Genomic DNA, 24097 nt, shown 5'->3' with positions numbered 1-24097 from the left:
TGAATTTATTTCGCACCGACGAGGCGGTCGTCTACCGCGTTACGGACAAATTCTACGTGTGGGCCGAATACCACATGAACATGGTTGCTGGAGGGGATAAAGGTTCCCAGCGAGCCAGATTCTTTAAGAATGGCCATGTCCATTTTTTTCTGATCTTTCAAATCAATACGTAACCGTGAAACGCAGTTTTCAACGCGCTTGATATTGTCTGTCCCGCCCAGCCCCTGAATCACCAGTTCGGCGACTTTGTCGTACTCTTTATTGTTCAGTAAGGTGCTGTCAGCGATTTCACTCTCGCGGCCTGGGGTCTTAATATCAAATTTACCGATCGCGAAGCGGAAGACGAAATAGAAGACAACAAAGTTAATCACGCCGAGGATAATTAAATTAATCCATTGGGTGTGTTCATACATCAAACCGAAAATACCAAAATCAAAAATGGTGCCGCGAATATAGCCGATGGAGACTTCCAGTAATTGCAGTGGAATGGTCAATAAGCCACAGAGTACCGCATAGACAATAAAGAGTTTTGGCGCGATAAACAGGAAGGAGAACTCCAGCGGTTCGGTAATATTCCCCAGCATGGCGGTCAGCACCACGGTCAGGATCATCCCTTTGGCAAATTTCTTATTCTTGAAATAGGCCATGTGGTACATCGCCAGACCAATCGCCGGAACGCGGAACAGCGTCGTGAGCATTTGTGATGAGGCAAGATAGCTGGTGAGCGTCGGCATATACTCTTTCCATGCCGGATGGGTGGGACCAAGCTCAAACAGGATTTTATTGATAGCGGGTAAAATACCGACATAGGTCTGCCCGTCAATCAGGTACGTACCGCCTGCCGCGGTGAAACGCACGGTGGAACTGAGGACGTGGTGCAGGCCAAACGGGATTAGCAGGCGATTGAGCGTCATATAAATACCTGCACCAATGTTGGGTGCCATCATTATTGTTGATATGGCGCGCATACCTGCGGTAAACAGATCCCAGATAAAAGGAATGATCAAGCCGACGGGAATGGAAAAAGCAATGGCTAAGATCGCGACGGATTTTTTACCGCTGAAAAAGGCGAAAGCGAGAGGTAATTGCAGCCGGTAAAAACGGTCGGTTATTTTAGCTGCCAGCAGCCCGGCAATAATGCCGCCCAGCGCTTCGATTTTCAGCGTCTGAATACCTAATACCATTCCCTGTCCGACGAAAGCCATATCCTCTTTCGCCAGCGTACCCGCCAGCTTAAGATGCACATGCATGGCGATAAGCAGAGTCAGGTAAGCCACGACGGACGCAAATACAGCAATCCCTTTTTCTTTTTTAGACATGCCATAGGCGACACCCATCGCGAACAGTAAAGGAATATTATTAAAAACGACGCTGCTGATTAATCCCAGAGAAGAGAGAATTGCTCTGAAAATTTCATTGCCCAGAAAGGGGAGTTTATCAATCATATAGCTCTGCCCTAACGCAGCGCTAATTCCCATGACCATCCCCACAGGCGCCAGTACGGCGATCGGTAATAATAGCGATCGACCGAATGTCTGAATTTCATTCTTAAAATTAGCATTCATAAGTTAATCCTGACGTGAATTCTCTTGAGGATAAGATACGTTCAGGAGATTTTTGCTCAAGGGCAAATAGTGAAAAATAAAAAGCGCAGGATTTGACCATAAAAAAGCAGCCTGCAGGCTAATGCTGGTCACTTAAGGGTTGATTAGCCGCAAAGGTATTTTTTATTAAAGCGAAACGGATTGAACTGAAAGTCAGCGTACTGAAGCGATCCGAAGGAAGACGACATAAGGCGAATGGATCACGAAGTGACGATTTTTCCTGCCGGAAGCCTGGGTGGCAAGGGAGACGGTGAGCCTCCCTTGCCCGTTACGGGAATGAGGGGTTCAGAGATACAATGAACATACGGTGAACGGAACCCTTTGCCATTGTTAAAAATTCTCTGTTATCGCAGGTTCCTTTTCTTAATGACGATGCCCGTGACCGCCGCGCCCACGACCGCGATGGTCGTCACGGTCATTCCAGCCTTCTCGATAGCCGCGTTCATAAGCTTTGCGTTTATCCCAGCCACGATGGTAGCCGTTGTCATGACGCCACCAGCGATTTTTGCGCCACTCATAGTTATGGTGCCAGTAATCCCGGTCGCGCCAGCGGCCGCCATCCCAGTAGTTACCGTAATTATCGCGATCGCCAATTTGCAATTTTATTGATGGCAGCAGGGTGATTTCGCCAGCGTTCGCGGCCAGCGGTGTAAAAGCCATTAAGACTGCCGCCAGAATCAGTGACCTGAACATGTTTTCTCTCCTTCACGATCGAGCCGTAGCCGGCCTGTTAACGTAATATTACGGGGCAGTAAAGCCCCGTTTCATCGCCACAACTCTTAAATCGCAAGTGAGAGCACTTTTTGTTAATAAATGTGTCTTTATTTCAACCGACTCAGAATGGCATCAATCTCCGCGCACTCTTCAGGCGTAAAGTGACGGTTTGCCAGCATGCCGACGGCATCTTCAATTTGCGCCGGTTTACTGGCGCCAATCAGCACAGACGTAACTTTGTCTTCCCGAAGAACCCACGCGAGCGCCATCTGAGACAGCTTTTGTCCCCGTCGCTCTGCCAGTGCGTTCAGCGCTCGAACTTTTTCCAGTTTTTGTGGGGTGATCTGGTCCGGATTCAGAAAACGGCTGGTGCTTGCGGCGCGAGAATCCGCAGGAATACCGTTCAGATAGCGGTCGGTTAACTGCCCGCCAGCCAGCGGTGAGAAGGCGATACTACCGACGCCTTTTTCCTGTAAAAGCGACAGCAGGCTCTCTTCGACCCAACGCTCAAACATAGAATATTTAGGCTGATGAATAAGGCATGGCGTACCTAAATCGTCGAGTATTTCAATCGCTTGCCGGGCAAGTTCAGCCGGATAGTTAGAGAGGCCTACGTACAGCGCTTTGCCCTGACGGACGATATGATCCAGCGCGCGCATGGTTTCTCTGAGCGGTGTTTCAGGGTCGGGGCGATGGTGGTAGAAGATATCGACATACTCCAGCCCCAGACGCTTCAGGCTTTGGTCGAGGCTGGCAATCAGGTATTTGCGTGAGCCCCAGTCCCCGTAAGGGCCTTCCCACATGGTGTAACCCGCTTTGGTGGAGATGATCAGCTCATCTCGCCACGGTAAAAAATCTTCCTGCAGGATGCGACCAAAATTTCGCTCCGCTGAACCCGGCGGTGGACCATAGTTATTCGCCAGATCAAAATGGGTGATCCCCAGATCGAATGCACGCTGTAACAGCGCCCGACTGTTCTCGACCTGCGTGGTATCACCAAAATTGTGCCACAACCCCAGTGATACAATCGGGAGCTTGAGGCCGCTCTGACCGCAGCGGCGGTACTCCATTGTCTGATAACGATTTTCAGCAGCCTGATAAGCCATATAGCCTCCTGTCAGATAAGGTGTGACTTTGAGTGTATACGTTTACACAAGGCCAGCTGCAATTAAATTTAGGGATGAAAACTGTACATCTTGCTTTCCACCCCCTTCACAGCGACTTTCCTGGACAGTCATCACAGTTCTTCGATACTCAACATGAGGTTACCGTCAGAAGGAAAGCTGTCATGCAAACCCCGTATTCCGTTGCTGATTATCTGCTGGACAGGCTGGCAGGCTGTGGTGTTGGCCATCTCTTTGGTGTGCCTGGCGATTATAATTTGCAGTTTCTTGATCACGTGATTGAACATCCCAGCGTACGTTGGGTCGGGTGTGCGAACGAGTTGAATGCGGCTTATGCTGCGGATGGCTATGCCCGGGTATCCGGGGTGGGGGCGCTGCTCACCACGTTTGGCGTGGGTGAGTTAAGCGCGATTAACGGTATCGCGGGAAGTTATGCGGAATATGTTCCTGTTTTGCATATTGTTGGCGCGCCCTGTCGCGGTGCCCAACGTCGTGGGGAGTTGATGCATCACACCCTTGGGGACGGTGATTTTCAGCATTTTTATCGTATGCAGCAGGCGGTGACGACGGCCAGCGCAGTGCTGGATGAACAAAACGCCTGTTATGAAATTGACCGCGTGCTGCGAACAATGCTCATCGAACGCAGACCGGGCTATCTGATGTTACCTGCTGATGTGGCAAAACAGCGGACCACGCCGCCGAATGACATCCTGATTGTTCCTCTGAGCGAGCCAGAAAGCAGCGTGGCAGAAGCGTTTCGCTACCATGCCCGCGAGCGGTTACTGGACAGCCCGCGCGTAGCGCTTCTGGCAGACGTTCTCGCGCAACGCTTTGGCCTGCAGCCGGTATTGCAACGCTGGATGGCGGAAACGCCGATGGCCCACGCCACGTTGTTGATGGGCAAAGGGCTATTCGATGAGCGCCATCCGGCGTTTGTCGGCACCTACAGCGCTGGAGCCAGCAGCGACTATGTACGTCAGGCGATAGAAGATGCCGACACGATAGTATGTGTTGGCACACAATTTGTTGACACTCTGACCGCCGGGTTTACGCAACAGTTACCACAGGAGCGCACGATTGAGGTGCAGCCACATGCCTCACGGATTGGAAACCGTTGGTTTAACGTCCCGATGGAGCAGGCGGTAACCACCTTGCGGGAGCTGTGTCTGGAGATGTCCTTTTCACTGCCGCCAGAACGCCCGCCAGTTAGGCGTATTCAGGTTGAGAAGGGACCTTTGACGCAGGAAAATTTCTGGCATACGGTGCAGCAATATCTGGCGCCCAATGACATTATCCTCGTCGACCAGGGGACCGCTGCATTTGGCGCGGCTGCGCTCACGCTACCCGGTGGAGCGGAGGTGCTGGTTCAGCCGCTGTGGGGGTCTATCGGCTACGCGCTCCCGGCTGCATTTGGCGCGCAAACCGCCTGCCCGGACCGCCGGGTGATCCTGATTATTGGCGATGGTGCGGCGCAGCTCACCATTCAGGAACTGGGCTCTATGCTCAGAGACGGGCAATCTCCCGTTATTTTGCTGCTAAATAATGACGGCTATACCGTGGAGCGGGCTATACATGGGGCAAATCAGCGCTATAACGATATCGCCGCCTGGAACTGGACGCAGGTGCCGCAGGCGTTTCGTCGTGAATGTCAGGCGGAGTGCTGGCGTGTGGAGCAGGCGGTACAACTGGAAGAAGTGCTGGCCCGTTTGTCCCATCCGCAACGATTGTCGTTAATTGAGGTGGTGCTACCGAAAGCCGATCTTCCTGAGCTATTGCGCACGGTGACCCGTGCGCTTGAAACGCGTAACGGAGGCTAACTACTTATCGGTACGCTCGGCGATCATCATCGGTTTGCCCGCCAGCAGCAGCCAGGCGGGCAGCATGACGATGCACAGCAGCGGCAGCAGGGTGGAATCTGGCACCACCACTGCTGCCATAAACAGGCTCAGCCAGGCGTCACGGGTGACGACCAGCACCAGTCCAAGAATCGCGCAGGAGACGGTAATGGCCGCTGGCACCGCTTCAACGTGGGCGTGCAGCATCAGGCCAAGCGCGACCCCAACGAATACTGCCGGGAAAATTCGCCCGCCGCGAAAACCACTCGCAGCTGCAACCACTAATGCCGCCAATTTGATCACGGCGAGCATGAAATAATCCGATGCTCCCAGCGTCTGGCTAAATGCCATTTGCTGCATTTCGTCCAGTCCTTTAAACAAGGTAAGCGGTCCGCCGAAAACGCCTAAAATGCCGAGGATTAAGCCGCCAGCCCCAAGAATCAGGACCGGGTGTTTCAATCGATGCATTAAATGGTGTAAACGTGGCAGACACCAGACAGCCACCATCCCGGCGGCAATGGCGATGGCGGCAACGACCGCACCGCTGAGGATATCGATCACATGCATCTGCGTGTAGTGCGCGATGGGCAGTGAAAAATGGGGGTGAAAAAACAGACTGGTGGTCAGCGAGCCCGCGGCGGCGGCCATTAACGGTGCAAACAGGCGATCCCACAAAGGAACATTGTCCGAGCTATTCAGCGTTTGTGAAAAGACCAGCGCGGCGGCAACGGGGGTGCCAAATAGCGCGCCGATGGTGCCGGCAGAGGCGAGGATGGTCCAGTCCAGCTTAGCAATGCGGGGAAACATACGGCTGCCGAGCGCCACAGCCAGTGCGATATTCACGGTCATGATCGGGTGTTCCGGACCCAAACTGACGCCACCCGCCAGGCCGAGGATGAGCGCTGCCAGCAAGCCCGGAATTGCTGAGGTGGGGACCGGCATTCCAATTAACGGCTCACAGGCAGGATCCGGTCCCGCGTGACCCTGGCTGTAGCGAATAACTAACCCGACCATGATCCCCGTGAGCGTCAGCATGCCGATAATCCACAGCGGAGAGTCCTGGGCAATACCGATGCTAACGGGCAGGCGTTCCCACAAAAATTGCTGTAAAACGGACGCCACTTTCATCACAACGATCAACACCAGGCTGGAGGCAATACCAATAATTAGCGCAGGAGTTGATAGCAAGAGCATCGTTCTGGCTCGTGGATGAAGCATATTCTATTCCTTAAAACAGAGTCATAGACATAGTTTGCACAGCCTGCGCAACCGCATCGCTGCAAATGGTGCTGAAACGATAAAGTAATTATGTGATCTGGATCGATTTTCCACGGGCATCAGCCTTCAGGGCGTTGTTGTTATGCCCCCATGAATTTACAGTGTGGCAAAGATTTATTCTGACTTTAGCGGAGCAGTGGAAGAATGACAAAATATGCTTTAGTAGGTGATGTTGGCGGCACCAACGCGCGTCTTGCTCTGTGCGACATTGCCAGCGGCGAGATTTCGCAGGCAAAAACCTATTCCGGGCTGGATTACCCAAGCCTCGAGGCGGTAGTACGCGTATACCTGGATGAGCATAGCGTCAGCGTTGAGGATGGTTGTATTGCCATTGCCTGTCCGATTACCGGTGACTGGGTGGCAATGACCAACCATACCTGGGCATTCTCTATTGCTGAGATGAAAAAAAATCTGGGCTTCAGTCATCTGGAAATCATCAATGATTTCACCGCCGTGTCGATGGCGATCCCGATGCTGAAGAAAGAGCATTTGATCCAGTTTGGCGGTGCGGAACCTGTTGAAGGCAAGCCGATTGCTGTCTATGGCGCAGGTACCGGACTCGGCGTGGCGCATTTGGTGCATGTAGATAAACGCTGGGTTAGCCTGCCCGGTGAAGGCGGTCACGTGGATTTTGCGCCTAACAGCGAAGAAGAAGGGATTATCCTTGAGGTCCTGCGTGCGGAAATTGGTCACGTTTCCGCAGAGCGCGTACTGTCAGGTCCGGGGCTGGTTAATCTGTATCGCGCCATCGTCAAATCAGACGGGCGCCTGCCGGAAAATCTGCAGCCAAAGGATATCACCGGGCGTGCGCTGGCTGATTCCTGTATCGACTGTCGTCGCGCGCTGTCGCTGTTCTGCGTCATCATGGGGCGTTTTGGCGGCGATCTGGCGTTAACGCTGGGCACGTTTGGCGGTGTGTACATCGCGGGCGGCATCGTACCGCGCTTCCTCGACTTCTTTAAAGCTTCGGGTTTCCGTGGTGGTTTTGAAGATAAGGGGCGTTTTAAAGCCTACGTACAGGATATTCCGGTATATCTGATCGTGCATGATAACCCGGGCCTGCTTGGTTCCGGTGCGCATCTGCGCCAGACGCTGGGCCATATTTTGTAAGACCAACGCCGGACGGTGCACAGCGCTTATCCGGCTTACACATATCCCGCAAGACCGCGTTATTACGCGGTTTTTTTATGCCTGCCGCCCGCCTTTCCGACCTTCGTCACATTTCCGAATGGCGGGATTATTTGTCCAGTAAAAGCATTATTTGTCTGATAACGGTCGTTACTTTCCCCGGACCATAATTTCACTCGTTAACTATTACGAGGAAATGATTATGAGCAAAAAACTGATTGCCGTTTGCGCGTGCCCAATGGGGCTGGCCCATACCTTTATGGCGGCTCAGGCGCTGGAAGAAGCCGCGGTTGAAGCGGGTTATGAAGTGAAAATTGAAACCCAGGGTGCGGACGGAATTCAAAATCGCCTGACGGCGCAGGATATCGCAGAGGCAACGTTGATCATCCATTCTGTTGCCGTTACTCCGGAAGATAACGAGCGTTTTGAGTCGCGTGACGTCTACGAAATTACGTTACAGGACGCGATAAAAAATGCAGCCGGCATCATCAAAGAGATCGAAGAGATGGTTGCCGCTGAACAACAATAATCATCGACAGGGAATTACGTATGGCCATTAAAAAACGCAGTGCAACCGTTGTGCCTGGCGCATCTGGTGCGGCAGCGGCAATAAAAAATCCACCGGCCTCCCACAATAGCTTCTGGGGCGAACTTCCGCAGCATGTGATGTCGGGTATTTCGCGCATGGTACCGACGTTAATTATGGGCGGGGTAATTCTCGCCTTCTCGCAACTGATCGCCTATAGCTGGCTCGATATTCCTGCTGACACCGGCATCATGGATGCGCTGAACAGCGGAAAATTCAGCGGTTTTAATCTCTCATTACTGAAGTTTGCCTGGCTGTCGCAATCTTTTGGCGGCGTGCTGTTTGGTTTTGCTATTCCGATGTTTGCCGCGTTTGTCGCCAACTCTATCGGCGGTAAGCTGGCGTTTCCGGCGGGGTTCATTGGTGGACTGATGTCCACTCAGCCCACGCAGATACTGAATTTTGACCCAGCGACGCTGCAATGGGCAACCAGTGCCCCCGTCCCGTCAACCTTTATTGGCGCGCTGATTATCTCGATTGTCGCCGGGTATCTGGTGAAGTGGATGAACCAAAAAATCCAGTTGCCTGATTTCCTGCTGGCATTCAAAACCACCTTTTTACTGCCCATTCTTTCCGCGATCTTCGTCATGTTGGCGATGTATTACGTGATAACGCCGTTTGGCGGGTGGATCAACGGCGGAATTCGTTCTCTGCTGACGGCGGCTGGAGAGAAAGGCACGCTGATGTACGCGATGGGGATTTCTGCGGCAACGGCGATTGACCTCGGCGGTCCGATTAATAAAGCCGCAGGATTTGTCGCCTTCAGCTTTACTACCGATCACGTTCTGCCGGTAACCGCACGCTCTATTGCCATCGTGATTCCTCCAATTGGCCTCGGGTTGGCTACGCTTCTCGACCGGCGCTTAACTGGCAAACGCCTGTTCAACGCACAGCTCTACCCGCAAGGGAAAACGGCAATGTTCCTCGCGTTTATGGGCATCAGCGAAGGGGCGATCCCGTTTGCACTGGAAAGCCCCATCACGGCAATTCCATCCTATATGGTTGGCGCTATTGTCGGATCGACGGCTGCCGTCTGGCTGGGGGCGGTGCAGTGGTTCCCGGAATCGGCTATCTGGGCATGGCCGCTGGTCACTAACCTCGGCGTCTATATGGCGGGGATCCTGTTAGGTGCGGTGATTACGGCGCTGATGGTGGTGTTCCTGCGCAACATGATGTACCGCAAAGGCAAATTGCTGATTGAAAGCCTCTGATTAGAAGGATTGTGACCATGAGCTTACTTGCCTCGCTGCGTGACTGGCTAACGGCGCAACATCTCGATGCGATGCTGCTGTCATCGCGACAGAATAAACAGCCGCATATGGGGATCTCCAGCGGTTCAGGGTTTGTGTTTATCAGCCATCAAAGCGCGCATATCCTGGTCGACGCCCGTTACTACACCGATGTCGCTACGCGTACTCAGGGCTATCAGATCCATCTACTTGATGGCGCGCAGACGCTGTATTCACGGGTGAATCACATTATTGCTGACGAAAAGCTGCAGACGGTGGGATTTGAAGGCGAGCAGGTAAGCTGGAATACGGTGAATGGATGGTCGGGCAAACTGCGTGCCCGACTAGTGAGTGCCGTGCCGGATGTGCTCCGGCAGGTAAAAACGGCGCAGGAGATAGCCTGCATTCGCGAAGCCTGCCGGATAGCTGACCTTAGTGCTGAACATATTCGCCGCTTTATTCAACCTGGCCTCAGTGAGCGCGAAATCGCCGCTGAACTGGAGTGGTACATGCGCACGCTCGGTGCAGACAAACCCTCTTTTGACACCATTGTCGCCAGCGGCTGGCGCGGCGCGCTGCCGCACGGTAAAGCCAGCGACAAGCGTGTCGAGGCGGGTGAGTTCATCACGCTGGATTTTGGTGCGCAGTATCAGGGCTATTGTTCGGATATGACGAGAACCTTTCGCATCCCAGACGCAAACCAGCCAGCGGAAGAAAGCCCGCTGTTTTCCGTGTATCAGATTGTCCTGGCGGCGCAGCGGGCGGCGGTGGCAGCAATTCGACCAGGTCGGCGTTGCCATGAGGTTGACGCCGCAGCCAGGCAGGTCATTACGCAGGCGGGCTATGGTGATGAGTTTGGTCACAATACCGGACACGCTATCGGCATTGAGGTGCATGAAAATCCCCGTTTTTCCCCCACCGACGCGACGCTTCTGGCGGCTGGCATGCTGCTCACCGTTGAGCCGGGTATTTATCTGCCGGGGCAGGGAGGCGTGCGTATTGAGGATGTGGTGCTGGTTACGCCAGACGGCGGCGAGATGCTCTACACCATGGCGAAGACATTGTTACACACGGGAGAGGCGTAATGGACTTATCGCTACTGAAGGCGCTGAGTGAGGCGGACGCGATCGCCTCTTCAGAACAGGAAGTGCGGCAGATCCTGCTTGAAGAGGCGGATCGTCTGCATAAAGAGGTGCGCTTTGACGGCCTGGGATCGGTGCTGATCCGTCTGAATGAATCAACCGGTCCGAAGGTAATGATCTGCGCGCATATGGATGAAGTGGGATTTATCGTGCGCAGTATTTCCAGCGAAGGAGCGATCGATGTATTGCCGGTGGGAAATGTGCGTATGGCGGCCAGGCAATTGCAGCCGGTGCGGATCACTACCCGTGAAGAGAGCAAAATTCCCGGTCTGCTCGACGGAGAGCGCAGCGGTAATGACGTCAGTGCGCTGCAGGTGGACATTGGCGCGCGGTCTTATGAAGAGGTACTTCAGGCCGGCGTACGCCCTGGCGATCGCGTCACCTTTGACACGACGTTTCAGGTTTTGCCGCACCAGCGAGTCATGGGCAAAGCCTTTGATGATCGACTTGGATGTTATTTGCTGGTGGCGCTGCTGCGCGAATGGCATAACGCCATTCTCCCATGTGAGGTCTGGCTGGTGGCCAGTTCCAGTGAAGAAGTGGGACTGCGCGGAGGACAAACGGCAGCACGTGCGGTCGCCCCGGATGTGGCGATCGTGCTGGATACCGCCTGCTGGGCCAAAAACTTTGATCATGGTGCGGCCAACCATCGGCAGATTGGTAATGGCCCGATGCTGGTGTTAAGCGATAAATCGCTGATTGCCTCGCCAAAGCTGACGGCGTGGGTTGAAAGCGTGGCCACCGATGCGGGCATTACCCTGCAGCTTGACATGTTCAGTAACGGCGGCACTGATGGCGGGGCGGTGCACGTAAGCGGCACGGGGATCCCCACGGTTGTCATGGGGCCAGCTACGCGGCATGGACACTGCGCGGCGTCGATTGCCGACTGCCGTGACATCATCCAGACGCAGCAGTTGTTGTCGGCTCTTCTTTCACATCTTACGTGCGAAACCGTGGTTCATCTGACGGATTTCAGGTGCTGATTTCGCGCTAAACAGGAGTTGTTATGCTAACGATTCAATTTCTTTGCCCGCTACCCAATGGCCTGCATGCGCGTCCGGCGTGGGAGCTGAAAGAGCAGTGCAGCCAGTGGCAAAGTGAGGTGATATTTCTTAACCATCGCCAGAACGCCAGGGCAGATGCGAAAAGTTCGCTGGCGCTGATTGGCACCGGGACGCTGTTTAATGACAGTTGTAGCTTAACCATCACCGGTCGCGATGAAGAACAGGCCCGGCGAGCACTGGAGGAGTACCTCCTGCACCGGTTTATTGACAGCGACAGCGTTCAGCCGACGCCAGCGGAACTGGCGGCACATCCGTTGCCGCGTTCGCTGATTCGCCTCAACCCAGACCTTCTTTATGGCACCGTACTGGCAGGGGGCGTAGGGGCGGGTTCGCTCACGCTTTGGCAGAGCGATAATCTGGAAAGCTATCGCGCAATTGCGCCGAGTGCGGAAGACAATACCCGGCTGGAGCATAGTCTGGCGACGCTTGCCGAACAGCTCAATCAGCAACTGCGCGAGCGTGAGGGTGAGAGTAAAACCATCCTCAGCGCCCATCTGTCTCTGATTCAGGACGACGAGTTTGCCGGGAATATTCGTCGCTTAATGCGGGAGCAGCATCTGGGGTTAGGGGCGGCGATTATCGCCAATATGGAGCAGGTGTGCGACAAGCTGTCGGCCTCCGGTAGCGATTACCTGCGCGAGCGCGTTAGCGATATCCGTGATATCAGCGAACAGCTGCTGCACATCACCTGGCCTGAAAGACGTCCGCGCAATGCGCTGGTGCTGAATAAGCCGACGATTCTGGTCGCTGAGGATTTGACGCCCAGCCAGTTTTTAAGCCTCAATTTGCAGCATCTGTCAGGCATGATCCTGGAGAAGACAGGGCGCACCTCGCACACCCTGATCCTCGCTCGCGCGTCGGCTATACCGGTGCTTAGCGGCTTGCCGCTGGAGGCCATTAGCCGCTATGCAGGCCAGCATGCGGTACTGGATGCCCGCTGTGGGGTACTGGCCATCAATCCAGACGATGCGGTTCGCGGTTATTACGCGATTGCGCAGAAGCTGGCCGATGAATGCCAGCGGCGGCAGGCGCTGGATGCCGCTCAGCCCGCGCTGACCAAAGATAATCAGCGTATTGACGTTGCAGCGAATATCGGTACCGCGCTGGAAGCGCCGGGGGCGTTTGCCAATGGCGCGGAAGGGATTGGGCTGTTTCGTACTGAAATGCTGTTTATGGACCGCGACAGCGCTCCCGACGAGCAGGAACAGTTTGAAGCCTACCAGCAGGTCTTATTGGCCGCGGGCGACAAGCCGGTTATCTTTCGCACCATGGATATTGGGGGGGATAAAAATATCCGTTACCTCAATATTCCGCAGGAAGAGAATCCTTTCCTGGGCTACCGCGCGGTGCGAATTTATCCAGAGTTTGCCGGACTGTTTCGCACGCAACTGCGCGCCATCTTACGTGCGGCAACCTTCGGCAATGCGCAGCTGATGATCCCAATGGTGCACAGCCTTGACCAGATTTTGTGGGTAAAAAGCGAACTGCAAAAAGCGCTGGTGGCACTGAAAGCCGACGGTTTACGCCATGCTCCGACAATTTCATTGGGGATTATGGTTGAAGTGCCGTCGGTGTGTTACATCATTGACCATTTCTGCGATGAGGTGGATTTCTTCAGTATTGGTTCAAACGACATGACCCAGTACCTGTACGCCGTCGATCGTAATAACCCGCGCGTTTCGCCGTTGTACAACCCGATTACGCCGTCGTTCCTGCGAATGTTGCAGCAGATTGTCCGCGTGGCGCACGAACGCGGTAAATGGGTGGGCATTTGCGGCGAACTGGGGGGCGAAGGACGCTATTTACCGCTGCTACTGGGCTTAGGACTCGACGAGCTGAGCATGAGCAGTCCACGTATTCCGGCGGTGAAAAGTCAGCTTCGTCAACTGAAGGGCCAGGCATGCCGTGAACTCGCCATACGGGCCTGTGAGTGCCGTAGCGCTCAAGAGATAGAAGATCTGCTCAACCAGTTTGCACCGCAGAAAGACGTGCGTCCGCTGCTGGCGCGGGAGAACATCTTTGTTGGTGAATCTCTGAGTAACAAAGAGCAGGTGATTCAGTTTCTGTGCGGCAATCTGGGTGTTAATGGGCGAACTGAACATCCGTTTGAGCTGGAGGAAGATATCTGGCAGCGCGAAGAGATAGTCACCACTGCTGTCGGTTTTGGTGTGGCTATTCCGCACACTAAGTCCCAGTGGATCCGCCATTCCAGCATCAGTATTGCCCGGCTTGCTCATCCCGTTGACTGGCAGTCAGAGATGGGCGAAGTGGAACTGGTTATCATGCTGACGCTGGGGGCTGATGAAGGCATTAACCACGTGAAGGTCTTCTCGCAGCTGGCGCGTAAGCTGGTGAACAAGCCGTTCCGCCAGTCGTTGTTTGCCGCTGAAAATGCCGACAGTATTCTCGCGTTGCTGGAGGCGGAACTGACGTTTTAAGCTTCACTGAAAGAGCGCTCTCCAGCCTGCGACGATCTGGTTGCAGGCTGGATGAACGCGACCGGAAAGCGACATCATCAATGCGGCGCGTTTGGCACCGGCAGTTTCCCGGCTCTTAAGAGCGTCATTTCTTGCTTACAGAGCAGAACCACCGCCTGGCGAGCTTTAACACGGCGGGAGGTAAGGGCTCTTTTCACGGTCTGACGATCCGCACCTGATTCCAGCATCTGAAAACACATCAGGGAGAGTGCACGTCTGTTTTTCATCGCATATTCACTTTATTGAGTAAGCCTGCAGGGGGAGCTACATGCCGTTATTTTACAACGATGCAAACGGATATTACTAACCTGTTGGCGTTGTCTCACTTAACGTGCTGACTGAAAACGTACGCTGTACTCTCCCGGAGTCAGGCCAAACTGACGCCGGAACAGGCGGCAGAAATAATTACTGTCCTGATAACCGCACCGCTGTGCGACTTCGCTAATCGACAGATGGTATTTCTGTAAGATGATGCGCGCCTTCGCCATTCTGACCCACCGCAGGTACTCGACGAATCCCATGGTGCCGTGCTGGGCAAACACTTTTGACAGGTGGTTGGGCGTGATATTAAAAAACTGCGCTACGCTTTCCCGGGTCAGCGGTTGGGCATAGTTATCCTGCACCCAGTTACACACACTGTGATAGAGAAATTCAGCGCGCGGACGCTCTGTGTCAGGGCGGGTATTCACCACGCTACGACACAGATGCAGCAGGCTAAGCACCAGCGGCTGAATAATATCCTGGGCCTGAGGAGAGCGGCTTAAATGGGTTAATGCGGTGAGCATCGCCTCGCCTTCGCCGCGCTGCGGATGTGGTAACTCAATACGGCGGATTGGACGTAACAGCGATGCCGTTCGATTATCGTAAAAAGAGAGCCCCAGCCAGGCCGGAGAAAACACCAGACTCAGTAGCATCACGGGTTTATCGCTGCCGGGCAAATTCGCTGCCTTCGCCGGGATAAACAGCATGTCGCCTTCTGGCAGGCTATGCTGCTGTTTTTCCAGTTGATTACTGTATTCGCCACGCAGCACGATATCGAGGCGCGGAAGGTCAATACACAAACTGCCGGACGGTAACGTGCTGGGCTGGGACGCGAACCACACGCGGCCAAGACGCTGCGGGTTCAATACCAGGCCGCTGAACAGATCGGCGAAAAACTGTTGGTCTGCGGGTAGGCCTGGCTCTTTCATCGCTCTTTCTCTGCGCTATAAGTGCATTAACTGCCTGAACTCTTTCACTTTACTCCGACTCACCGGGATTTCAAATTCCAGATCTTTTAAGCGCAAAATGTAGGTGTTGTTAAACCAGGGTTCGATCTCGCGGATTTTATTCAGATTCACACAGAACGAGCGGTGGCAGCGGAAGAAATGCGAAGCAGGCAATTTGCTGCAAAATTCAGTGATGTTCATTGGCATCACATACGATTCGCGCCGGGTGTAGACAAACGTCATCTTTTCATGGGCTTCTGCGTAGTAGATGTCGTTGATCGGGGTCACGATGATCCGCTCATCTTTGATCAGATTGATTGTATCGTTTTCGCGGGTCACCGGACTGGCAGGCGAGGTTCCCGTTTGCTGTTGCTGCCAGGCGGCTTCCAGCTTTTGCAGCATGCCGACGATGCGTGATTCCTGATACGGCTTCAGGATGTAGTCAAAGGCCTCCAGTTCAAAGGCTTCAACAGCGTGCTCTTTCCACGCGGTAATAAAGACAATAAAGGGCTTGTGCGCGAACTGGCTGATGTTTTGCGCCAACAGGACGCCATCCAGCGAGGGAATATTGATATCCAGAAAAATGGCGTCAACGCGGTTGTGCTGGAGATATTTCAGCACGTCCAGACCGTCGTCAAATGTGCCGACAATCTCCATCTGGCTGTGCTCTTTTATCAGCCAGCTAAGTTCCTGTTGGGCCAGGAATTCATCTTCAACAATGATGACTTTCACGACTTCACTCCTGGTTAAAGCAACAATGTGGCCGGTGCGGCTGCGGGCGAGTGCTGATTAGGCACATAAAAGGCAATCTCTGTGCCTGGCTCCAGACGGCGGATATGGAGGCCCTCGCCGTAGAGCAGCTTAACGCGATGATGCACATTCAACAGACCAATTTTATTGCCCGGCATTTCATTGGATTCGACCCGTTCAATCACTTTTGGATCGATACCGTGGCCCGTATCCCGCACGGCAATCCGTACCCGATTACCGCACTCCGCAACGCTGATAGTGACCACCCCTTTTCCTTTGCAGGGCTGAATCCCATGGACGATAGCGTTCTCTACCAGCGGCTGAATCAGCAGGCTGGGAATATAACAGCTTACCTCTTCATCGATATCATAAATAACCGTCAGCTTGTCGCCAAAACGGGCCTGTTCGATGGCGATGTAATCCTTGATTTGATACAGCTCTTTTTTGATGTCGATCTGCTCATCGTCTTTTAATTCAATATTATAGCGAAGATAGCGCGATAAATTAAAAATCAGCTGGCGCGCTGTGTCTGGATTCAGTCGCACAGACGATGAAATTGCGTTCAGGGCGTTAAAAAGGAAATGGGGATTTATTTTACTTTGTAGCGCACGCAGCTCTGCCTTATTTGCCATTTCACGTAGCTGCTCCGCGCGGGAGACTTCCAACTGAGTCGAGATAATTTGCGACAGGCCGATGGCCATTTCTTGTAGCGAGGAGGTTATCTGGTGGGCGTGACAGTAGTAGATTTTTAGCGTACCGGTGACAACACCTTTCTCCCAAAGCGGAATCACCAGCATGGAGTGTATTTCCGGCGTACGGTGCGCTTCATCATTGTTTTTAATGATGATTTTTCCGTAATTGATCGCCTGTTGCGTAGTCGGACTGACGAAATCATCATTATCGCGGTAGTTAAGTTCACCCACGCCAACGTAGGCCAGCACGTGCTGGGTGTTGGTAATAGCGACGGCATCAGCATGGATATCATGGCGAATAATTTCGCACACCTGGCGAAGCGATTCGCTATTGACCTGGCGAAAAAGCGGCAGAGTTTTGTTGGCGATATCCAGAGCCAGCTTAGCCTGCTTCGCGGCGCTGGCTTCTTTCTCGCCTTCCACGCTTTGCACCAGCATGACGATAAAACCAATGCAGACACTACCCAGAATCATTGGGATGCCGATCTTCGAGACGATATCCAGCCCCAGTTCGGTGGTGGGCGCCCAGGCGACGACGAGGATCATGGTCAGAGATTCACACAGCATTCCGCCTAAAATACCCGCACGCCAGTGCTGCGCTTTGGGGATCCTACGGTTGATCCAGCCAGCAATGCAGCCTGCCAGAATGCTGGTGATAAAGCAGGGCAGGGCGGTTACGCCGCCGATGTCGATCAGGTAGCGGTGGGTGCCCGCGATCAGGCCTGTAATGATACCGACCCAGGGACCGAACAGAATTCCCCCTGACATGACGGCGATAATACGTACGTTAACCAGTGAGCCTTCAACCGGTACGCCGGACCAGGTACTGAACAGGGCAAACATTGAGAAAATCGCGGTAACGGCGAGCAGCTCTTTCGGGGAGTGGGCTGACTTGTGCAACAGTTCGCGAAACAGGCGGATACGAATCAGGAAAAACAGACAGAACAGCATCAGCGCTGCCCGGTCGAATACCGCCAGCAGCATATTGAATATTTCGTGCACGGGTGACTCTTGCGCAAGGGTTAAACCTCTATGATAGGTAACCTGAGGCTGGATGACCAGCACCCGCGCAGCCTGTAGCTAATGGGGAAAAACCTTAATATTAAAAGGGGATTGTTGCATGATTGTTGTATTTACAATGCCTGTCCTGTCAACAGAGCGCACAAAGTAATATATTTAACAATAAAATGTTAAATGGTGGTAATTTTAAGTGGAGTGTGAAAAATTTTATTTCCTCATTTTTTCTGGCTATTCCTCTTTTACCTCAATAAAAAATATTTTGTTTTGCCTCTCGACAGAAGGAAATTATTCAGGCTATTTTCTAAACGTGCCACCATCGTGGCAGCGTCGCTCGGACGGTCCGGGCGCTAACGTTAATCTGAGGATATTATGGCTGACTCCCGCCCTGAACGTCGCTTTACGCGTATTGATCGTCTTCCCCCTTACGTTTTTAACATTACTGCTGAACTGAAGATGGCTGCGCGTCGGCGCGGCGAAGATATTATCGATTTCAGCATGGGGAACCCGGATGGGGCCACGCCTCCTCACATCGTCGAAAAACTCTGTACCGTGGCGCAGCGCCCGGATACGCACGGTTACTCCACCTCGCGCGGCATTCCGCGTCTGCGTCGGGCGATTTCCCGTTGGTACCAGGAACGCTATGACGTTGAGATCGATCCGGAATCCGAAGCGATTGTGACGATTGGCTCGAAAGAAGGATTGGCGCACCTGATGCTGGCCACGCTGGATCACGGCGATACGGTCCTCGTACCGAACCCGAGCTATCCGATCCATATTTATGGCGCGGTGATTGCCGGCGCGCAGGTACGCTCAGTGCCGCTGGTCGAAGGCGTCGATTTCTTTAATGAGCTGGAGCGCGCGATTCGCGAAAGCTACCCGAAACCGAAGATGATGATCTTAGGTTTTCCTTCCAACCCGACTGCGCAGTGCGTCGAGCTGGAGTTCTTCGAAAAAGTTGTGGCCCTGGCTAAACGCTATGACGTGCTGGTGGTTCATGACCTGGCCTATGCCGATATCGTCTACGATGGCTGGAAAGCGCCGTCGATTATGGAGGTACCGGGCGCTCGTGATGTCGCGGTGGAGTTTTTCACCCTATCGAAAAGCTACAACATGGCGGGCTGGCGTATCGGTTTTATGGTAGGTAACAAAACGCTGGTGAACGCGCTGGCTCGAATTAAGAGCTATCACGATTACGGAACCTTTACTCCGTTGCAGGTTGCAGCAATCGCCGCGCTGGAAGGCGATCAGCAGTGCGTGCGGGATATTGCTGAGCAATATAAACGTCGTCGAGATGTGCTGGTTAAGGGGCTGCATGAAGCCGGGTGGATGGTCGAGATGCCCAAGGCCTCGATGTACGTTTGGGCGAAAATCCCAGAGCAATACGCCGCGATGGGATCACTTGAATTTGCCAAGAAACTGCTGAACGAGGCGAAGGTATGCGTTTCGCCGGGGATTGGTTTTGGTGATTATGGCGATACGCACGTGCGCTTTGCGTTAATTGAAAACCGCGACCGTACCCGCCAGGCGATCCGTGGCATCAAAGCAATGTTCCGCGCCGATGGCTTACTGCCTGCCAGTGCAAAATCGGCCACTGAAAGTACCGACTAACAACACGTTTCCCCAAAAGCAAACAGGAGCCATCAGGCTCCTGTTTATTTGCTGCGTCTTTTAATTTAGATCATCAGGGCGAAAGTACCGGCCCAAACGATGACCATAAAAGAAATGCCCATAAAGAAATATTTCACTTTTCATCTCTCCGCGTACCTGAGGTACGTCTAAATGAACATATGCTAACCTGACAGAGAGCTGATGCACGCGTAAACGAAATGGAGAATTCCCTTCGTTTGCTTGTCTGCATCACCTCAGAATTCTGAGCTTTTATGCTCCAGACGGCGCTAATGTACGCCTAAAAATGAGGTGAGACAAGAGGCATTTTTTTATTTAATTTTAATAACTTACAAGTGTCGTGATTCGGCGACAGTTTAATTTCTATCGGTAATAAATTGCTATTGAGCGACGGAATGTTTACTCGGAGAATTCTCATATCTCCATGATGTTAATGCGGTTAATTTTTCGCGGAATGAGATTATGAAAAGGTTAAAAATGACCAGATTAATGATGTTAGCACTCGTTCTTACGCCAGTGACGTCGATGGCGGCCTCGCCGATGGCATTCAATTTCAGCTGCGCAATTATTGGTGGTGTGAATAGTGATGGTAAAGGCAATATCTGGATTGATGGCACTAAGGCGACGGTAAAGGCCTTCAATGAAAATTACTGGGAAGCAAAAAGCGGTAACAATACCGTGTCTATCTCCCGTAAAGATGACGGGAATCCGGACGTTTCCTGGACCGGGCCTAATCGTAAGCACGGGATTTGCCTGCCTGAAGACAATATCGACTTTTCAGGGGCAAAGAAATCGACCAGCAACGGGCCTTCTTTTTCCTGTTCTGCGGTAGCAAAGGGCAGTATCGAAGAGGTTATCTGTCAAAGTCCTTCGCTCTCAGCCATGGATTTGGCATTGAACGGGGCCTACAAGCAGGCGCTGGTGAAATCGAGTAATAACCCGACTCTTAAAGCAGAGCAACGCGGCTGGGTGAAAGGGCGTAACGAATGCTGGAAAGAGCAGGATAAGCCAGCGTGTATAGCCCGTAACTACAATGAGCGAATGGCTGAATTACAGAACAAGTGGGGCGTGAAGTAATTCAGGCGCAGAAAAAAAGAAAGGCCTTTCGGCCTTTCTTTTTAGATGTACAACGAGGCTTCACCCATCGGGCGAGTTTTGAAGCGACGGTGGATCCAGAGATACTGCTCGGGCGCGCGCATGATCTCTTTTTCGATAATTTTGTTCATATACGCCGCTGCCTGGCTTTCATCTGTTGGATAACCTTCCATTTCTGGCGTGATGAACAGGCGGTAACCGGAGTTATCTGCTTTTCTCACCATGGTTACGGTCAGCATCGCTGCGCCCGATAACCGTGACAGCACGTAAGTACCGTTGGTGGTCGCGACGTTTTTGACTGCGAAGAAGGGGGCGAATGAACTCCCTTTACGACCGTAGTCCTGATCGGGGGCAAACCATACCGCTTCCCCTTTTTTCAGGGCGCCGACAATACCGCGCAGATTATTTCTGCCGATCATGGCCTTGTTGGAGCGCATACGACCGCGGGTTTGGATCCACTCCATCAACTTATTGTTGTGCGGGCGATAGGTTGCCATCATCGGTTGGCAAAGTCCCATTACGCGACCACCCAACTCGAGTGACATAAAGTGTACGCCTACCACCATCACGCCACGGTTTTGCATCTGTGCGCGTTTCAGGTTGTCCAGCCCTTCTACATCAAACCATTTGCGTACCCGGCGATCCGGCCAGAACCAGGCCATACCCGTTTCAAGCAGGGCCATGCCGAGTGAACGGAAGTTCTCATCGACCAGTTTGTCTCTTTCTTCTTGCGACAGATTTGGGAAACAGAGTTCGAGATTTTTATGAGCAATAGATTCACGGCGCTTTAAAAATGGACGAGCCAGCGTGCCTGTACGGGTACCAAGAAAACACAATACCGGATAGGGAAGCTGTACCAGTAACCAGAGCACACCGACGCCAAACCATGTGAGCCAGTAGCGCGGATGCAAAAACGCGCGTGAAAATTTACATTGGGGGAACATAAGCACCTGTTGTTGATACGAAATAGGTGTATCGCGAAGATTCTTTAGTCTGCCGCTTTACAGTCTGTACTGATCGTTAGGCCGCCATGAACGACATTGGTTCCTGTAAAGAGTGTAAAACTGAGTCAGGACAAAACCAGGAAGGGGCATGAATGATCGGACGCTCAATGTACACCCGAATATTAATGTCAGCCAGAAATAATTACTCAAGATGCGTAAATGTTTTTACGGCGATTAAGGTCAAAAATGAGTCGATATATAATGCGTTGTTTTTATGACGATTAAATAAACGGCAGTCGAATAAATTATTAGTCAGCGATTGAGTGATTTTTGTAACGAAAATGTTGCTTAAATTGCGAACCATTGGGAATTGTCTTAGAATATAAACTCAAGGGAGTGTAAGGACTTACGTAAATTTTTACGGCAAACAGGAGGTATCGCTATGTTCTATTTTTGGATCTTTCTCGCGTTGAGCATTCTGAGCGTCAGTTGCTATATCTGGCAGGTTATGGGGGCTGCGGCGTCAATAAGTGCTTTTATCGGCATGGCCATACTCACGGCATTAATTTACGTTTTTACTATGCAGTTGACCAATGGTAACGAGATGGTTACCGGATTATTCCTTTTTCTTGCCCCAGCATGCGGTTTGATCATCCGCTTTATGGTGGGTTACGGTAAGCAATAAATTATCACGCTGAGCTATTTATTCTTTATCTGAATGTATTGAAGTGCCAGCATCGCTGGCACTTTTTGCGAGACTGAAATCGGCTACCGGGCATCAGCCAACTGGAGTGACGCTTCCTCTTGCTGAGCGTTTTTCCGCTGTTGTTCGAGCTCCAGCGCGCCGCGATGGGAGAGGTAGCAGAACAGGATGCAGCAGACAATCCCGCCCATCAACAGATAGAAGCCGCCATGCCATCCCATTTTATCGACCATCACGCCAAACAGGCTGGTTCCCAGCGATGCGCCAAAAATGTAGCTCATGAATCCGCGTAACCCTACCGCAGAACCTACTGCGAAGCTGGGGACGATTTCCATGGTCTGCACGGAGGCCAGGAACTGCGGAACATAAATCAGGCAACCCACGATGGCGGCAAAAATAGTGACCATCAGCAGCGATTCACTTTTCCAGTAACCGATCAGGCAGACGAAAATCAGCGCCATACAGATCATGGCCAGCGGCATGCGACGGCCTTTAAACAGTTTATCGGTGAGCCAACCCGCCAGTAATGTGGAAGGAATTGCCGCCCATTCGAAAAACAGAAAAGCTATGCTCATTTGCTCTTTCGAGAAATGTTTTTCGGTTAATAAATAAATTGGCAGCCAGCTAATCATACCAAAACGCACCATATAGACAAAGACGTCTACCAGTGAAACATACCAGGCATTCTTATTACGCAATACATAGGTGCAGAAGATCTGGAAGGCACTCATATTTTCTGGCACCTGGACAGCGTGTCGGGAATTTAATACGACTTTTTCTTCCGGCATCATTTGTTCCAGAGCCGGTAAACCCTCCTGGCGTGGTGAACCTTTCCCCAGCATCAGCACAATAAAAGCAAACAGTACGGCAACACAGGCCGGAACAATATAGCTGGCGCTTTGCCAGTGTTCGCTCCCCAAAATGGCAAACGCGGCGCCAACAATCGGGGCGACAATACCACCGCCAACGTTGTGTGAGATATTCCAGAATGCGCCAACGCGTCCACGTTCTTTACGTGGAAACCAGTTAGCGATGGTAATAAATGAAGGGCCAACGCCCATCCCCTGAAACAAACCGTTGAAAACGACCAGCGCGGCAAATATCCAGAATCCGGTACTGAACCCCAGGCCTACGTTGACGATAGCGCACAGGATCAGGCCGCATGCCATGAAGACTTTCGGGCTGGCCTTGTCTGCCAGACTGCTCATAATGCCTTTACTGATCCCATAGGCAATAAGCATGCAGCTGCTGAGTAAACCAATCTGCGTAGCGCTGAGATCCAGGTGCTCCTTCAGGTATGGAGTCGAGAGCGTGAAGTTATTGCGCACAATATAGTACGCAAGATAGCCAAGAAATACGCTGAGTAATGCCTGAATGCGGTATCGGCCATAAGTTGCCTGGACTTTCTCCGCCGGGACTTTATTCGCCGCTGGTCCTGCCTTAAATATTGATAACATATCATCACCTAATTTTTTATTGATGTGAATATCAGGATTTTTCGCAGTGAAGAGTGAAATAGACGGCAAAGAAACTCAAGTTGATGAAATGTGTCACTATTGACTCAATTTACGGGCGGCGTGGCAGATTTTGACACTTTTTTAATAATGGATTTTCAATTCTATTCTTTCACGGGCATTTTTATCATCGGCGTGTGCGGGTATTAACAAATTCAGGCTGCATTTTCGGGTATTCTTTACTGATGTCGTCACTTTCCGTTTGGTTATTCTACGAATAACCTTATTCTTCCCCCCAGCGGTGATAAACGGGTAAGTTTTGTCTCAATATTATTTTTTGTACATGTTGGTATTTATGAACGGGATCACAAACAGACTGTTGGGCCGGGGGCGTTTTTGGGCATTCTTGCTCTGTTTTATGTCG

21 protein-coding genes are annotated in these 24097 nt (G+C 52.3%); 10 read left to right on the top strand and 11 right to left on the bottom strand.

The window, feature by feature from the left end; all coding sequences use genetic code 11:
• Window positions 1-5: 5 nt before the first annotated feature.
• The 3 genes from N0B36_RS09435 to mgrA form a co-directional block, all read right to left on the bottom strand.
• A complete protein-coding gene (locus N0B36_RS09435; RefSeq protein ID WP_016153907.1) occupies window positions 6-1565 on the bottom strand; it encodes a PTS transporter subunit EIIC in 1560 nt (519 codons plus the stop codon).
• Between the two features lie 402 nt (window positions 1566-1967).
• The gene (ypeC, locus tag N0B36_RS09430; RefSeq protein WP_016153906.1) at window positions 1968-2297 is read right to left on the bottom strand and encodes a DUF2502 domain-containing protein YpeC; all 330 of its coding nucleotides are present in this window, start codon (window positions 2295-2297) and stop codon (window positions 1968-1970) included.
• A gap of 128 nt (window positions 2298-2425) precedes the next feature.
• On the bottom strand, window positions 2426-3424 hold the full coding sequence (mgrA, locus tag N0B36_RS09425) for an L-glyceraldehyde 3-phosphate reductase (RefSeq protein ID WP_016153905.1): 999 nt from the start codon (window positions 3422-3424) through the stop codon (window positions 2426-2428).
• A 182-nt stretch (window positions 3425-3606) separates the two neighbouring features.
• Here mgrA and N0B36_RS09420 point away from each other — a divergent pair, with 182 nt between their 5' ends.
• Window positions 3607-5259, top strand: a complete 1653-nt coding sequence (locus N0B36_RS09420; protein ID WP_047358784.1) for an alpha-keto acid decarboxylase family protein — start codon at window positions 3607-3609, stop codon at window positions 5257-5259.
• Here N0B36_RS09420 and N0B36_RS09415 read toward each other — a convergent pair whose 3' ends face one another.
• Window positions 5260-6495, bottom strand: a complete 1236-nt coding sequence (locus tag N0B36_RS09415; RefSeq protein ID WP_259687135.1) for an ion channel protein — start codon at window positions 6493-6495, stop codon at window positions 5260-5262.
• Window positions 6496-6699: 204 nt separating this feature from the next.
• Here N0B36_RS09415 and glk point away from each other — a divergent pair, with 204 nt between their 5' ends.
• The 6 genes from glk (at window position 6700) to ptsP (ending at window position 14142) form a co-directional block, all read left to right on the top strand.
• The gene (gene glk / locus N0B36_RS09410; protein WP_016153902.1) at window positions 6700-7665 is read left to right on the top strand and encodes a glucokinase; all 966 of its coding nucleotides are present in this window, start codon (window positions 6700-6702) and stop codon (window positions 7663-7665) included.
• 220 nt (window positions 7666-7885) lie between these two features.
• Complete coding sequence (locus N0B36_RS09405; RefSeq protein ID WP_003028254.1) at window positions 7886-8212, top strand: PTS fructose transporter subunit IIB; 327 nt, start codon at window positions 7886-7888, stop codon at window positions 8210-8212.
• A gap of 20 nt (window positions 8213-8232) precedes the next feature.
• Window positions 8233-9480 (top strand): PTS fructose transporter subunit IIC, encoded by a 1248-nt coding sequence (locus N0B36_RS09400; RefSeq protein ID WP_016157076.1) that lies wholly within the window; start codon window positions 8233-8235, stop codon window positions 9478-9480.
• A 17-nt stretch (window positions 9481-9497) separates the two neighbouring features.
• Window positions 9498-10583 carry an aminopeptidase gene (gene ypdF / locus N0B36_RS09395; RefSeq protein ID WP_259687134.1) on the top strand — a complete coding sequence of 362 codons (1086 nt, stop codon included), beginning with the start codon at window positions 9498-9500 and terminating at the stop codon, window positions 10581-10583.
• Window positions 10583-11623 carry an aminopeptidase gene (gene ypdE / locus N0B36_RS09390; RefSeq protein WP_200051577.1) on the top strand — a complete coding sequence of 347 codons (1041 nt, stop codon included), beginning with the start codon at window positions 10583-10585 and terminating at the stop codon, window positions 11621-11623. The genes ypdF and ypdE overlap by 1 nt, the downstream gene beginning before the upstream one ends.
• A 23-nt stretch (window positions 11624-11646) precedes the next feature.
• Complete coding sequence (gene ptsP / locus N0B36_RS09385; protein ID WP_259687133.1) at window positions 11647-14142, top strand: phosphoenolpyruvate--protein phosphotransferase; 2496 nt, start codon at window positions 11647-11649, stop codon at window positions 14140-14142.
• 77 nt (window positions 14143-14219) lie between these two features.
• Here ptsP and N0B36_RS09380 read toward each other — a convergent pair whose 3' ends face one another.
• From N0B36_RS09380 to N0B36_RS09365, 4 genes are all read right to left on the bottom strand, one after another.
• On the bottom strand, window positions 14220-14408 hold the full coding sequence (locus N0B36_RS09380) for a hypothetical protein (RefSeq protein WP_032931709.1): 189 nt from the start codon (window positions 14406-14408) through the stop codon (window positions 14220-14222).
• Between the two features lie 99 nt (window positions 14409-14507).
• Entirely contained in the window at window positions 14508-15371 is an 864-nt protein-coding gene (locus N0B36_RS09375) for an AraC family transcriptional regulator (protein WP_259687132.1), read from the bottom strand.
• A 15-nt stretch (window positions 15372-15386) separates the two neighbouring features.
• On the bottom strand, window positions 15387-16121 hold the full coding sequence (gene ypdB, locus N0B36_RS09370; protein WP_016153896.1) for a two-component system response regulator YpdB: 735 nt from the start codon (window positions 16119-16121) through the stop codon (window positions 15387-15389).
• Between the two features lie 14 nt (window positions 16122-16135).
• Entirely contained in the window at window positions 16136-17833 is a 1698-nt protein-coding gene (locus tag N0B36_RS09365; protein ID WP_029139619.1) for a sensor histidine kinase, read from the bottom strand.
• Between the two features lie 387 nt (window positions 17834-18220).
• Here N0B36_RS09365 and alaC point away from each other — a divergent pair, with 387 nt between their 5' ends.
• A complete protein-coding gene (gene alaC / locus N0B36_RS09360; protein ID WP_016153894.1) occupies window positions 18221-19459 on the top strand; it encodes an alanine transaminase in 1239 nt (412 codons plus the stop codon).
• 65 nt (window positions 19460-19524) lie between these two features.
• Here the strand turns inward: alaC and ypdK are convergent, their stop codons facing one another.
• Window positions 19525-19596: a membrane protein YpdK gene (gene ypdK, locus N0B36_RS09355; protein ID WP_010723117.1), complete on the bottom strand. Its 72-nt coding sequence runs from the start codon at window positions 19594-19596 to the stop codon at window positions 19525-19527.
• A 343-nt stretch (window positions 19597-19939) separates the two neighbouring features.
• Between ypdK and N0B36_RS09350 the strand changes: the two genes are divergently transcribed.
• Window positions 19940-20554, top strand: a complete 615-nt coding sequence (locus N0B36_RS09350) for a lysozyme inhibitor LprI family protein (RefSeq protein WP_259687131.1) — start codon at window positions 19940-19942, stop codon at window positions 20552-20554.
• A gap of 41 nt (window positions 20555-20595) precedes the next feature.
• On the opposite strand, the gene lpxP is transcribed toward N0B36_RS09350, so the two are convergent.
• Window positions 20596-21516 carry a kdo(2)-lipid IV(A) palmitoleoyltransferase gene (gene lpxP, locus N0B36_RS09345; RefSeq protein ID WP_016157070.1) on the bottom strand — a complete coding sequence of 307 codons (921 nt, stop codon included), beginning with the start codon at window positions 21514-21516 and terminating at the stop codon, window positions 20596-20598.
• 442 nt (window positions 21517-21958) lie between these two features.
• On the opposite strand from lpxP, the gene N0B36_RS09340 reads away from it, so the two are divergent.
• Window positions 21959-22201, top strand: a complete 243-nt coding sequence (locus N0B36_RS09340; RefSeq protein WP_016153891.1) for a DUF2545 family protein — start codon at window positions 21959-21961, stop codon at window positions 22199-22201.
• Between the two features lie 83 nt (window positions 22202-22284).
• On the opposite strand, the gene pgtP is transcribed toward N0B36_RS09340, so the two are convergent.
• Complete coding sequence (gene pgtP / locus N0B36_RS09335; RefSeq protein ID WP_259687130.1) at window positions 22285-23676, bottom strand: phosphoglycerate transporter PgtP; 1392 nt, start codon at window positions 23674-23676, stop codon at window positions 22285-22287.
• Window positions 23677-24097 lie beyond the last annotated feature (421 nt).

This window comes from Citrobacter sp. XY323 (assembly GCF_025106035.1).
GTDB lineage: Bacteria > Pseudomonadota > Gammaproteobacteria > Enterobacterales > Enterobacteriaceae > Citrobacter > Citrobacter braakii.
This window is presented reverse-complemented; position numbering and strand designations above follow the sequence as displayed.

Coding starts and splice junctions, on each gene's coding strand:
- N0B36_RS09435 (WP_016153907.1), bottom strand. CDS start 1,565: ATGAATGCTAATTTTAAGAATGAAATTCAGACATTCGGTCGATCGCTA.
- ypeC (WP_016153906.1), bottom strand. CDS start 2,297: ATGTTCAGGTCACTGATTCTGGCGGCAGTCTTAATGGCTTTTACACCG.
- mgrA (WP_016153905.1), bottom strand. CDS start 3,424: ATGGCTTATCAGGCTGCTGAAAATCGTTATCAGACAATGGAGTACCGC.
- N0B36_RS09420 (WP_047358784.1), top strand. CDS start 3,607: ATGCAAACCCCGTATTCCGTTGCTGATTATCTGCTGGACAGGCTGGCA.
- N0B36_RS09415 (WP_259687135.1), bottom strand. CDS start 6,495: ATGCTTCATCCACGAGCCAGAACGATGCTCTTGCTATCAACTCCTGCG.
- glk (WP_016153902.1), top strand. CDS start 6,700: ATGACAAAATATGCTTTAGTAGGTGATGTTGGCGGCACCAACGCGCGT.
- N0B36_RS09405 (WP_003028254.1), top strand. CDS start 7,886: ATGAGCAAAAAACTGATTGCCGTTTGCGCGTGCCCAATGGGGCTGGCC.
- N0B36_RS09400 (WP_016157076.1), top strand. CDS start 8,233: ATGGCCATTAAAAAACGCAGTGCAACCGTTGTGCCTGGCGCATCTGGT.
- ypdF (WP_259687134.1), top strand. CDS start 9,498: ATGAGCTTACTTGCCTCGCTGCGTGACTGGCTAACGGCGCAACATCTC.
- ypdE (WP_200051577.1), top strand. CDS start 10,583: ATGGACTTATCGCTACTGAAGGCGCTGAGTGAGGCGGACGCGATCGCC.
- ptsP (WP_259687133.1), top strand. CDS start 11,647: ATGCTAACGATTCAATTTCTTTGCCCGCTACCCAATGGCCTGCATGCG.
- N0B36_RS09380 (WP_032931709.1), bottom strand. CDS start 14,408: ATGAAAAACAGACGTGCACTCTCCCTGATGTGTTTTCAGATGCTGGAA.
- N0B36_RS09375 (WP_259687132.1), bottom strand. CDS start 15,371: ATGAAAGAGCCAGGCCTACCCGCAGACCAACAGTTTTTCGCCGATCTG.
- alaC (WP_016153894.1), top strand. CDS start 18,221: ATGGCTGACTCCCGCCCTGAACGTCGCTTTACGCGTATTGATCGTCTT.
- N0B36_RS09350 (WP_259687131.1), top strand. CDS start 19,940: ATGAAAAGGTTAAAAATGACCAGATTAATGATGTTAGCACTCGTTCTT.
- lpxP (WP_016157070.1), bottom strand. CDS start 21,516: ATGTTCCCCCAATGTAAATTTTCACGCGCGTTTTTGCATCCGCGCTAC.
- N0B36_RS09340 (WP_016153891.1), top strand. CDS start 21,959: ATGTTCTATTTTTGGATCTTTCTCGCGTTGAGCATTCTGAGCGTCAGT.
- pgtP (WP_259687130.1), bottom strand. CDS start 23,676: ATGTTATCAATATTTAAGGCAGGACCAGCGGCGAATAAAGTCCCGGCG.